General features: G+C 61.9%; 10 protein-coding genes. 9 read left to right on the forward strand and 1 reads right to left on the reverse strand.

The window, feature by feature from the left end:
* The first annotated feature begins 112 nt into the window (after positions 1–112).
* From pnuC to IEC33019_RS08760, 9 genes are all read left to right on the forward strand, one after another.
* On the forward strand, positions 113–679 hold the full coding sequence (pnuC, locus tag IEC33019_RS08720) for a nicotinamide riboside transporter PnuC (RefSeq protein ID WP_070094470.1): 567 nt from the start codon (positions 113–115) through the stop codon (positions 677–679).
* Positions 676–1,227, forward strand: coding sequence for an AAA family ATPase (locus IEC33019_RS08725; RefSeq protein ID WP_070094469.1), 552 nt, complete (start codon positions 676–678; stop codon positions 1,225–1,227). Before pnuC ends, IEC33019_RS08725 begins: the two co-directional genes overlap by 4 nt.
* A gap of 297 nt (positions 1,228–1,524) precedes the next feature.
* On the forward strand, positions 1,525–1,962 hold the full coding sequence (locus tag IEC33019_RS08730; RefSeq protein ID WP_070094468.1) for a hypothetical protein: 438 nt from the start codon (positions 1,525–1,527) through the stop codon (positions 1,960–1,962).
* Between the two features lies 1 nt (position 1,963).
* Positions 1,964–2,536 carry an adhesin gene (locus tag IEC33019_RS08735; RefSeq protein WP_070094467.1) on the forward strand — a complete coding sequence of 191 codons (573 nt, stop codon included), beginning with the start codon at positions 1,964–1,966 and terminating at the stop codon, positions 2,534–2,536.
* Positions 2,537–2,585: 49 nt separating this feature from the next.
* Positions 2,586–4,073, forward strand: coding sequence for a heme utilization protein (locus IEC33019_RS08740; RefSeq protein ID WP_070094466.1), 1,488 nt, complete (start codon positions 2,586–2,588; stop codon positions 4,071–4,073).
* Positions 4,074–4,137: 64 nt separating this feature from the next.
* Complete coding sequence (locus IEC33019_RS08745) at positions 4,138–4,818, forward strand: C39 family peptidase (RefSeq protein ID WP_070094465.1); 681 nt, start codon at positions 4,138–4,140, stop codon at positions 4,816–4,818.
* A gap of 34 nt (positions 4,819–4,852) precedes the next feature.
* Positions 4,853–5,593: a hypothetical protein gene (locus IEC33019_RS08750; protein WP_070094464.1), complete on the forward strand. Its 741-nt coding sequence runs from the start codon at positions 4,853–4,855 to the stop codon at positions 5,591–5,593.
* A 46-nt stretch (positions 5,594–5,639) separates the two neighbouring features.
* Positions 5,640–6,920 (forward strand): transporter, encoded by a 1,281-nt coding sequence (locus tag IEC33019_RS08755; protein WP_070094463.1) that lies wholly within the window; start codon positions 5,640–5,642, stop codon positions 6,918–6,920.
* Between the two features lie 170 nt (positions 6,921–7,090).
* On the forward strand, positions 7,091–9,247 hold the full coding sequence (locus IEC33019_RS08760) for an LTA synthase family protein (RefSeq protein ID WP_070094462.1): 2,157 nt from the start codon (positions 7,091–7,093) through the stop codon (positions 9,245–9,247).
* Positions 9,248–9,327: 80 nt separating this feature from the next.
* Here IEC33019_RS08760 and pgm read toward each other — a convergent pair whose 3' ends face one another.
* Positions 9,328–10,965, reverse strand: a complete 1,638-nt coding sequence (gene pgm, locus IEC33019_RS08765) for a phosphoglucomutase (alpha-D-glucose-1,6-bisphosphate-dependent) (RefSeq protein WP_070094461.1) — start codon at positions 10,963–10,965, stop codon at positions 9,328–9,330.
* Positions 10,966–10,979 lie beyond the last annotated feature (14 nt).

The raw sequence follows: 10,979 nt of genomic DNA on the forward strand, positions 1-10,979 counted from the left end.
CCCGCTCCCCCTCCAGGAGCGGGGTTGTCCGCGAACAGGCCGCCATCAGCCACTACAGCTTCCCTGCCTCACAGGCTACAATCGCGCCCTTCCCCACTCCCAAGGATCGCCGATGTCCGGCCTCGAACTCTTCGCCGCCGTGCTCGGCGTCATCGCCGTGTGGCTCACGGTCAAGCAGAATCCGTGGTGCTGGCCGATCGGCCTGGTAATGGTGCTGCTCTACAGCTGGATCTTCTATGAAGTGAAGCTGTATTCCGACATGCTCCTGCAAGTGGTCTATGCCGTGCTGCAGCTGTACGGCTGGTGGCAATGGACGCGCCCAGAGCGGGTCGAGGACGCCCGCCAGGTGTCCAGCCTCGCCCCAGGACCTATGCTCACAGGGCTCGGAATCGGCCTGCTGGCAAGCCTGGGTCTTGGCATGGCGATGGCGCACTGGACCGACGCCGCCCAGCCCTGGCTGGACGCCGCCCTGACAGGCTTCAGCCTGGTAGCGCAATGGTGGATGGCGCAGAAGCGCCTGCAATGCTGGGCGTTGTGGGTGGTGCTGGACGTGATCTTCGTCGGCCTGTTCCTTTATAAAGACCTGTACCTGACCGCCGCGCTCTACGCCCTGTTCACCCTGATTGCCGTGCGCGGCTGGCTGGAATGGCGACGCGACCCGGCGCTGGTGGCGACATGAAGGTCCTGGTGCTGTGCGGGCCGGAGTCCAGCGGCAAGAGCTGGCTCAGTGGAGAGATCCAGGCGCATTTCGGGGGGGTGGTCGTCAGCGAGTACGTGCGCCACTTCATCGATCGGGAACAGCGCGACACCTGTTACGCCGACATCCCCACCATCGCCCAGGGCCAGCTGGCCTGGGAAGACCAGGCCCGTCAGTTGGCGCCGGAGCTGTTGATTCTCGACACCCACCTGCTCAGCAACATGCTCTGGAGCTATGCCCTGTTCGATGACTGCCCGTCCTGGCTGGAACAGGCCTTGCTTGCACGTCGGTACGACCTGCACTTGTTGCTCAGCCCCCAAGACGTCGGCTGGGTAGATGATGGCCAGCGCAGCCAGCCCGACCTGAACGACCGCCAACGGTTCTTCGACGACAGCCTGGCGTGGCTGGAACGCCATCGCCAACCGGTGCAGATCATTGGCGCAGAGTGGTCCAAACGAAGCATGGCAGCCCTGAACGCGGTGCAACGCCTGCTGGATGGCAAATCTCCCACCTGCCCCACCGAGTGTTAAGGGCCTGACACACCCTTGGGGGCGTAACCCCCGGATTCACGGGCCTTTCACCAGTTTTGGGGGTAGTGTCAAACACGTGAAACACTTGTGAAAAAAGCCTCCTCAGGCAACGCCGATGCAGGGTCAGGCCGCACTCGACTGAAAATCCGTCTCATCCCTGATACAACAAAATCCAAACCCCCGTAGCTAGATTCTCCAACGCTTTGATTTAACGGGAAAATCAAAAACCGGCACACCTTCTGCTCTCATCAGGGCAACGCTGACCAGGGCCAGCGCACAAAAGAAGGAATTGCCATCGTGAGGAAATTCGCCAAAGGCCTGATTCACCCCCTGCTGGCTGGTTGCGTACTCGGCTCATGCCTGAGCCTGCCCGTCCAGGCCGACAACGGCATCATCGTGATCACCCGCGATGTCCAGCCCCGCATGGCCATCCGTGCCCCTGTCGCCCCAGACCCCAACCCCACCACTGCCAACGCCAACCCCTCTGCGCACATCCTCAGGCAGACCAACGAGCTCAGTGACGGCGACTTCGCCAATATCACCAGCGGCACAGGCATTTCCTCGCTGATCACTCAGCAGACCACCAACCTGGGCGGCTCCATTGGCAACCAGACCCAACTGCCCAACATGGCCGCAGGCCGCGGTACAGGTGGCGGCAACAGCATCTCCAACATGGTCAACTCAAGCGTGCAGCGCGGTATGGCGCCGCTACAGATCCTGACCGGAGGCAAATGAGATGAGGCAGACGCTGTTAATCCTTGCCGCGTTTTGCAGTGCATCGGCCTTGGCCCAACCTCCTGTGATCAACGACGCCACCATCGACAATTCCGGCGCGCAATACCAAGGCAACTTCAGCCTCAACCAAGCGGCGGGTGACTTGCAGCAGCAAGCCAACGCACGGGCCTTCGCCTATGGCCACGAGGCCAGCGCGACCACGCAGATCCGCCAGGGCCTGCAGACGGTGGTCGACCCCAACATGGGGGCTCGCGCCAGCATCCAGGGCAATGCCTTCAGCCATGGCAGCGGTGCACTGGGCGTGAACCAGAGCGCAGGCGCCAGCACCCAGCAAGCCAACGCACTGAGGATCAGCATCAGTGCGCATCCACAAGCCATCGACGACAGCGTCCTGCTGCAGCAGAACGTTGCGTTGGTCAACAGCTCCGATCCAACCGATGCCTCTCCCGGCTATCGCCAGGTCACCACCGGTGACCAGGCCTTCACCGGTAGCCGTGGGGTCATTCAGTTGAATCAGAGCGCCGGGGTGGGAAACCAGACGGCAAACACCCTGAGCGTCCGGGTCGCTAATTGACCCAAACAGGTGAGAACAACACTTAACCTAAAAAAGATGGAGAAACACCATGAAACCCTCGATGGCACTCAAGCCTCTGGTTTTCGCAATTGCTGCGGTCATGGCTGTTGCTGCACAAGCGGATCAGAACGATCGGCGTGGACATGGCCATAACGGCCACCACAATCCTCCACCAAAACCTGTTTACACCAGCTCCACTGCCAAAGCTGACGATACGCAACGAAGTCACGACAACTTCATTCTCAATGAAGGCACCATAAACGAAGCAGAGATGAGCAGCTCCGGTGGCGGCGCGAGCGGCAACGTCGGGATCAACGTGGCGGCCGGTAACGGCAACCAACAAGACAACGCGGCGGCCATTGCCAACACCGCGTCCGACAATTCCGCGCTCGACAACAGCTTCGTCTTCGGCGAATCCATGGCAACCGCCAGCGTCGATCAGCGCAGCAGCAACAACACCGTCAAGAACTGGTCGACCCAAAGTTCTGCCGTCATGAGCGGCTCGGCAGACACCACCAGCGGCAACGTGGGTATCAACATCGCTGGTGGCGACCTGAACCAGCAGAAAAACACCATGGCCATTGCCAACAACAGTGCGCCAATGGGTAATTCCACCGCTACCGCTACCGCCACTCAGACCGGCCCAGGCCTGACCGTCATCAACAAGGCAGACCGCACCTATCGGGTGGATACGCTGACCTACACCACGTCGAAGAGCGGTTCCTCTTCCAGTAGCGGCACGTTCGACTCCAGCATCGACAAGAGCTCCAGCTCCAGCTTCAGCGAGTCTGGGTCCAACAGCAGCAGTGCCAGCGCCTCTCACAGCAGCAGTGCCAGTGGTTCGAGCAGCATGACCGCCAGTGGATCCCACAGCAGCAGCGCCAGCGGCTCGAACAACATGGCTGCCAACGGTTCCAACAGCTGGAATGCCAGTGGCTCGCACAACTCGAGCTCGAGCTCGTCGTCGAGCGCTTCGTTGAACGCGTCGTTGGATGCGACTGTCGGTGCCGACGCCACCTCGACCACCACGTTCGGTCCGTTCGTGCGTAGCCGCAGCGACAGCTTCGACGGCTCGCTCAACGCCAACCTCGATGTGAGCGTCGATACCTCGCACGACCAGTCGCATGAGTCGTCGTTCGACAAGTCCTTCGATTCGTCGTTCGACAAGTCGCTCAGTTCCTCGTATGACCGCGCCCATGACTCCTCGTACGAGAAATCTCGCGACTCTTCGTATGACAAGTCGCGCGAGTCGGCATGGGAGAAAGCGAACGCCTCGGCCTACGAGAAAGCTGGCGAGAAAGCCTCGCAATCTTCGGACACCATCTCGAAGAGCTACAGCGAGTCTAGCGAGTACGCACTGAGCAACACTGTGTCGTTCCAAGTGCTGACCCCGACCGGCTGGGCCAACCCTGTGACCAACACCGCAACCCTCAGTGGTTCGGTCAATGGCGGCAGCGGCAACCTGGGCGTCAACGTGGCAGCAGGTGTGGGCAACCAGCAAAGCAACTCGCTGGCCATCTCCAACACCTCGATGTAACTGCGACCTGGAGGCCCCCTGCGGGGGGCCTCTTCCTCACCAGAAATGCAAGGGGGCGTGGGACATGCGTATTTTCGCCTTGGCGTTGTTGCTGTGCGTGACCTGCGTGGGCGAAGCCGCCCAGATGCCGCTGTCGGTCCTGCCAGGCGGCGCGGTGATCTACAAACCCATTCAAAGCATTCGCGAACGCAAGTTCGCCGACCTGGTGCAGCAGAAAACCGACTTCAGTTGCGGCGCCGCGGCGCTGGCGACCATCCTGCGTCAGGCCTACTGGCTGGACGTCAACGAAGAACAGATCATCGAGGGCATGCTCGCCCACGCTGACCAGGACTTGGTCCGGGTGCAGGGCTTCTCGATGCTCGACATGAAACGCTACGTGGAAAGCCTCGGCATGCGTGCCCGTGGCTATCGGGTGGCCCCCGACACCCTGTCCAGTATCCGCATTCCAGTGGTCGTGCTGATGGACATCCGGGGCTACAAGCACTTCGTGGTCATGCAGAAGGTCGATAGAGGCTGGGTCTACATCGGTGACCCAGTGCTGGGCCATAAACGCTTCACGGTCGCAGATTTCCTCAAGGGCTGGAACGGCATCATCTTCGCCGTCATCGGCCAGGGCTACGACAAGAACAATATCTTGCTCGACCCGCCGTTGCCGCTGAGTGCCAAGAACCGCGTGAACAACTTCACCCCCGTGCAGGACGCTGAGTTGATGGACTTTGGCTTCATCCAAAGCGACTTCTTCTGAATATTAGAGTGGGCATGACGCTCCGGGAGCTCCCATGAAGACTTCAACCTGGCTGGCCGCCATTTGCCTGGTCGCCGCCCTGCCGACCCAAGCCGAAACGTTCAAACCCATCGAACTCAAGGACCAGGAACTGGCCAACCTGCGAGGCCGCTACGTGATGCCGGGACGGATCGTCAGCTTCGGCATCGTCATGACCAGCACCTGGCAGAACGCCAACGGCGAGGTGATCGGTGCGACCTCTGCGATGCAGATCCAGCAAGCGACCATCAAACCGCAATTCTACGTGTCGTTGATCAACGAGAAAGGCACCGGCACCTCCCAGCCCAAGAGCGGCACCGGCACGGTCACCGGTGGCAGCGGCCTCAATACCACCGAAGGCGTGACTCAGGTGGTGCGGGCCGCCGGTGACTTCAACACCGCCCACAACAATGTCGCCATCAACGTGACCAAGGGCGACAAAGCACCCAGCGGCACGCCCATGGGCCAGGCGCTGGCCAACGGTTCCACACTGGTCGGCAGCAACGGCGCAGGGGCGCTGAAAGTGTCCTCCTCCGGCACCGGCGTGCAGATGAACATCGTCGCCAACAACAACCAGGGCAGCACCTTCCAGCGCATTGGCCAGGGCGGCCTGATGCAGAACACCACCTTGCTCGGATCCAGCAACCGCGTCAGCAACCTGACCTCGTTCAACGTCGTGCTGCGAGAGGCGCCTGCGGCCGGGTCGATGAACGTCAACCTGGACCAGCTTAAAGGTCTCCGTGGTCTCGGATACTGATCTACGCTCAGTCTCATCGAAAGCAGTCAGAAGGGACGGCTAACCCATGCACCGTTTGTTGACGCTAAGAGCTATCGTTTGTTTGAGTACCCTGACCCCAGCCACCCTGCTACACGCAGCAACCGATCCCCAGGTCGAAGCGCTGAAGCAGGAGCTGATGGCGCTCAAAGAGCGCTACGAAGCACAACAGAACGCATTGATGGTGCTGGAACAACGGCTGCGCCAGGTCGAAGAAGCACCTGTGGCTCCGGCTCCGCGGCGCCTGACCAAATCGCCCGCCGAGGGCGTCAAGGGCAGCCAGACCGTGGCCTCTGGCGCCCCGGGCACCACCGGAAGCTCCTATGGGCAATCGCTGCAGGACAACTCCGAGCCCGCCCAGAGCGTTTCCAACCTGTATGACGAGGCCAGCGGCTTCTTCGGCGGCGGCAAGTTCAGCTTCGAGACCGGCATCACCTATACCCACTACGATACGCGGGCCCTCACCCTCAATGGGTTCCTGGCACTGGACTCGATCTTCCTCGGCAACATCAACATCGACCGCATCAAGGCGGACAACTGGACCCTGGACCTGACCGGCCGCTACAACCTGGACCAACGCTGGCAGTTCGATATAAACGTGCCGATCGTCTACCGCGAGTCCACCTACTCCTCCGGTGGCGCAGGTGGCGCCGCCGGGGTCACCTCGGACGACTCGGTAACCCGCGACCCGACCATCGGCGACGTCAACTTCGGCATCGCCTACAAGTTCCTGGACGAGTCGGAAACCTGGCCAGACGCCGTCGCCACCCTGCGGGTGAAGGCTCCGACCGGCAAGGATCCCTACGGCATCAAGCTGATCCAGAGCCCCGGCAACGACAACCTGGCTGTGCCCGAAGACCTGCCGACCGGCAACGGTGTCTGGTCGATCTCGCCCGGCCTCTCGCTGGTCAAGACCTTCGACCCGGCGGTGCTGTTCGCCAGCTTGCAGTACACCTACAACATGCAAGACTCGTTCAGCGACATCAGCCCGCAGGTTGGCAGCAAGGTCAAAGGCGATGTGAAACTTGGGGATTCCTGGCAGATCGGCGGCGGCATCGCCTTTGCCTTGAACGAAAAGATGAGTATGTCGTTCTCGTTCACCGACCAGTTCTCCAGCAAAAGCAAGATCAAGCCCGATGGCGGCGATTGGCAGTCGATTTCCAACAGCGACTACAACGCAGCGAACTTCAACATCGGCATGACCTTCGCGGCCACGAACAACCTGACCATCGTTCCGAACCTCGCCATTGGCCTGACCGACGACGCACCGGACTTCTCGTTCAGCCTCAAGTTTCCCTATTACTTCTGATCAGAACCGGGGTGCACTGCACCCCAACGCTGTCGTTTATGCAAACTTTGGTAATGAGTCTGCAGGCCGCGCCGCCCCTTGCACCCTGTCCGCAAGCCCCGCCCAGCGCCGAACGCCTGTTATCATGGAGCACACTTGAGTGACTGTTTCATGACAAGAAGGAAGTCTTTGTGAAGAACATACTCGGTCATCCCCGTGCCCGACTGCTCGCCTTGGCAGTCCTGGTGCTGGTGATCCCACTGGGTACAAGGGCCTTGCTCGGCTGGTCCAACCCCTTAGGCTACCTGTCCGATATCGCGATCGGTAGCCTGTTGGTGCTGCTTCTGCACCGTCGCGCCTGGTGGCTGGCGCTGCCTGTACTATTGGTCTGGGGCGCTTTGCTGGTGGCTTCGGCAGAGCTGGTGAGCGCAGTCGGTCGACTGCCCAACAGCGCCGACCTCACCTACCTGTTCGATCCGCAATTCATGGAAAACTCCACCGGCGGCGCCCTGGCCCACGCTTGGCTGCCCTGGCTGCTGGCCGCCGGGCTGCTGGCCTGGCTGATCACCGCCTGGCGCAGCCGTGGGCAACGCGATGCATCCCTGCCCCGCACGGCCTGGGCCATCCCCCTGGCTTTGCTGGGCGTGCATTGGGCCAGCCAGCACCTGAGCCCCTCCGACGCCGACCAATGGCGTCAGTACAACCTTCCTCACCAACTGCTCGCCGCCGCGGTGGGCAATGTACAACGCGCAACGTCCAGCGTTCTGGGCAACGAGCAACCCGTGCCCGTCCTGCCCATCGCCGGCCTGACCCAGTCGGACCTCAACGGGCGCAAGCTTCTCGATGCGCCGGGCAAAGCCCGGAACGTGCTGGTGATCGCCCTGGAAGGCATCCCTGGCGCCTACGTGCGCGCCAACCGCCAAGCACTGCACAGCCATTTCGACGAAGAACTCATGCCCAATCTCAGCCGCTGGGCTGAGCGCGGCATGAACACGCCCGACTATGTGCTGCACACCCATCAGACCATCCGCGGCCTGTACGCCCTGCTCTGCGGCGACTACGACAAGCTCGCCAACGGTACGCCCAAGGGCATGGAGCTGCTGACCCAGGACCTGCGCAACCAAGCCTGCCTGCCGGCGCAGCTGCGCCAGGCCGGTTTCAGCACCCATTACCTGCAAGGAGCCGGCCTGCGCTTCATGGCCAAGGACCGGATCATGCCGCACATCGGCTTCACGTCGGTGCACGGGCAGGAGTGGTTCACCAACAAGAACTACCTGCATTTCCCTTGGGGCAAGGACGACCGCGCCTTCTTCGAAGGAGCCCAGAAGTACGTGACCAAGCTGCGCAAGCAAAAGCAGCCTTGGATGCTCACCCTGCTGACCGTTGGCACCCACCAGCCCTACTCAGCGCCAGAGCGCTACCTGCAGCGTTACGACACCGCCAAGCAAGCGGCGGTGGCTTATCTGGATGATGCCCTGGGCGCCTTCCTCGACAACCTCGAGCGCCAAGGCGTGCTCAAGGACACCCTGGTGGTCATCACGTCCGATGAGTCCCACGGTATCGACGGCGTACGCCTGGCCTCCTCATGGGGCTTCAACCTCACCCTGGCGCCGGAACAGGCCCAACTGCCGCGCCTCAAACAAGGCACCTATGGCCATGTGGACCTGGCCACCTCCCTGCTCGACTACTTCGCCTTGCCCATTCCCGCCGCCCTGAGCGGGCGCTCGCTGTTCCGCGACTACGACACCGGGCGCGAGATGATTTCCTACACCAACGGCATGCTGCGCTATCACGACGGCCATGGCACCCTGACCGAATGCGACTTCCAGGAGCGCTGCCGTCGCTATGCAAGCCAGGGTTTCATTGCCGACCATGCCCAGTACCTGGGCCGAGGCAATGAGATCACCGGGCAGCAGCTCACCGCCCTGGCCACCACACTGGATCAGTCGCTGCTGCAAACCCCGCTCAACCTGCGTTACCAATTCGGTGGGCCGGCAGCCATTACTTTGCACAAACGTATCCGCGATGACTGGGCCGACAATCTCATCGGAGCCCAATACCTGGAAATGCCTCAGGGCTCACATACCCGGGTGCGGGTGAAGGTGCGTTCCCTCGATCCGAAACACGATGCCTATATCCAGCTCAAGGCCAAAGAGTTCGAGCAGGATGTGCCGTTGGGTTTGCCGGAGGAAATCATCGTCACCGCCGATCAGCCCCTGGAGCTTGAGTTCGGCTTCGACAACCCGTCGGTGCGCAAGGCGTTTTCATTCCACCTATTGGGTTATGGCGGGGGCAAGGTGGAAATCAGTGACTTCAGTGTGATCACCGGCTTCGCTGGAGGCGGCTGAATCACCTCCGGGACGCTCCCACCGTTGCAGTGGGAGCCGTTGCATGTCGTGATGGGGCTGCTGGGCAGCCCCTTTTTCCATCAGGCGATTGCCGAATCCACCAACACCTGAGCTTCTTGCACCAGGCGCTGAAGGTGCGCTTCATCGATGAAGCTCTCGGCGTAGATCTTGTAGATATCCTCGGTGCCAGACGGTCGCGCTGCGAACCAACCGTTGGCAGTCATCACTTTCAGACCACCAATGGCCTGGCCATTGCCTGGCGCGTGGCTGAGGATCTGCTCGATCGGCTCCCCGGCAAGCTCGGTGGACGTCACCTGCCCGGGCGCCAGTTTGCTCAACAGCGCCTTCTGCCGTGCATCAGCCTTGGCCTCCACACGTGTCGCGTACGGTTTGCCCAAGGCTTCGGTCAGGTCGGCATAGGCCTGGCTTGGGTTGCGGCCAGTACGGGCGGTCATTTCCGCGGCCAGCAATGCCGGAATCAGACCGTCCTTGTCAGTGGCCCAGACCGTGCCATCCTTGCGCAGGAACGAAGCTCCGGCACTCTCCTCGCCACCAAAGCCCAACGAGCCATCGAACAGCCCCTGGGCAAAGAACTTGAAGCCCACCGGCACTTCGTACAGGTCGCGGCCCAGACGAGCGGTCACGCGGTCGATCAAGCCGCTGCTGACCACGGTCTTGCCCACCGCCGCGTCGCTGCGCCACTGTGGGCGATGACGGAACAGATAATCGATGGCCACGGCCAGGTAGTTGTTCGGTTGCAGCAAACCATCGGGCGTGACGATGCCGTGGCGGTCGTGGTCGGGGTCGCAGGCGAAGGCCACATCGAACCGCTCGCGCAGACCAATCAGGCCCTGCATGGCATGGGGCGAGGATGGGTCCATGCGGATCTGGCCATCCCAGTCGACGGTCATGAAGCGGAACGTCGGATCGACCTCGGTGTTGACCACTTCCAGGTCCAGACGGTAGTGCTCGGCGATCGCCTGCCAGTAGCGCACCCCTGCCCCGCCCAATGGGTCGACACCCAGGCGCAGTTTGGCGTTGCGGATGACGTCGAAGTCGATGACGTTTTCAAGATCGGCCACATAGCGGCCCACATAGTCGTAACGCTGGGTGGTGGAGGCTTGCAGGGCCTGGGCATGGTCCATGCGCTTGACGCCGGCAAGACCTGCGGCCAGTAGCTCGTTGGCCTTGGCCTCGATCCACTTGGTCACGTCGCTGTCGGCCGGCCCCCCATTGGGGGGGTTGTACTTGAAACCGCCACTTTGCGGCGGGTTGTGCGACGGCGTGATGACCACGCCATCGGCCAGACCCTGCTGGCGGCCACGGTTGTGGCAGAGAATGGCGTGTGACACGGCCGGGGTCGGTGTGTACTCATCGTCCTTGGACAGCATCACCTGCACGCCATTGGCGGCCAGCACCTCCAAGGCGCTGGCTGCAGCTGGTGCCGACAGGGCATGGGTATCGGCGCCGACGAACAGCGGGCCATCGATGCCTTTTTCCTGGCGATAGAGGCAGATGGCCTGGGTGATCGCCAACACGTGATCTTCGTTGAAGCTCAGTTCCAGCGACGTGCCCCGGTGCCCTGAAGTGCCGAAGGCCACACGCTGGGCCGCCACTGCCGCGTCGGGACGGCCGGTGTAGTAGGCGGTGAGCAGGCGGGGAATATCGACCAGCACGCTGGCCGGAGCCGGCTTGCCTGCCAAAGGACTGAGCGTCATGCAAGAACCTCGAG

The organism is Pseudomonas putida (genome assembly GCF_002741075.1).
GTDB classification, from domain to species: domain Bacteria; phylum Pseudomonadota; class Gammaproteobacteria; order Pseudomonadales; family Pseudomonadaceae; genus Aquipseudomonas; species Aquipseudomonas putida_T.